This is a genomic window from Nonomuraea sp. NPDC003804 (assembly GCF_040610675.1).
Lineage (GTDB): Bacteria > Actinomycetota > Actinomycetes > Streptosporangiales > Streptosporangiaceae > Nonomuraea.
In genome coordinates, this window is record NZ_JBEXMT010000140.1 from 1 (window position 1) to 1,045 (window position 1,045).

At 63.1% G+C, this 1,045-nt stretch carries 1 protein-coding gene; it reads left to right on the forward strand.

Annotated elements, in window-relative coordinates; translation table 11 throughout:
* The coding region (locus ABZX22_RS45350) for a hypothetical protein (RefSeq protein WP_354923616.1) at nucleotides 1-872 on the forward strand (872 nt) is incomplete at its 5' end.
* Nucleotides 873-1,045 lie beyond the last annotated feature (173 nt).

A 1,045-nucleotide genomic window follows, 5' to 3' on the forward strand; every position in this document is an offset into this window, starting at 1 on the left:
CCCTGGTAAGCGAGGCGGGCGTGAACTCCAAGTATGGTGGCATCGGCATCGGCCGCGCCTGGGCCGAGTTCATCAATGCCCTGCTGGATCGGGTGTCAGAGGCATTCGATGCGGACCTGGCAAAAGCCGTTCTCGTCGAGATCCGGCTACCCTCCAATGCGGAGATGTTTGCCGGCATTGCCTGCAGCACGCGGGAAACACTGCTTCTGGACAACCTGGTCCGCATGCATCCCAAGCCGGAGGGGGGCCGGCTGGAGATGGCACTGCTCAAGGTCGCTGACTACAGCGTCGGGGATCTTGGCCTGGCCTGGGAAGTACTGTCGACGCAGCTCGAAGCGGATGCAGCCGCCCGCATCTTCCAACGGGGTAGCCACCGGGTGCTGGATGACATCAAAGCCGAGGCCACGCTGCCCCTGCACCACAGCCTGTTTGTACTCAACAACTTGTTCGAAAACACCGATCGCGGGGAGCTGGCCCAGTCGGCGCGTACCCAGCTCTGCAGCCACCACCTCCTGCTTTCCGCCTGGAGCAAACTGGATCCGGCGTCCGAGGAATTCCGTCTGCTGACCACAGAGTATCTGTGGATGCTGATCGATCCGCTGGACGATGCTGTGAAGCCAGCGGCCAAGGCGAGCATCGACGCCGCGTCGCTCGAGTTGCTCGAATTGCTCGAATCGCCGCGAACACGATTGATCAGGCTGCTGGACGGCCAGGACGTCCCGTCGGCCATTCTTGATGACCTGGTCTCCATGGCAGAAAGCATGGAACGGATCGAGCTGTGGCGGAAGGCGATTTCAACGGACTCAACGCTGCAGGCCGCTGGCCTGCTGCGCGGCGTTGTCGCTCATTTCGATCAGTCCCGCACTGACTGAACAGCCGCTGCGGCATTCCGGCAACGCTCGCCAGGCTGCCGTCCGCCGTCAAGCAGCCGGTCTCGCCATTAGCGAGGCCGGACCGCATCACAACGCGTCGATATCGCCCAGTGCACGGATCAAGCGCCGTGCGCGCTTGTCCGGCTTGTGCTCCGGCGGCTGGAAACCATCGC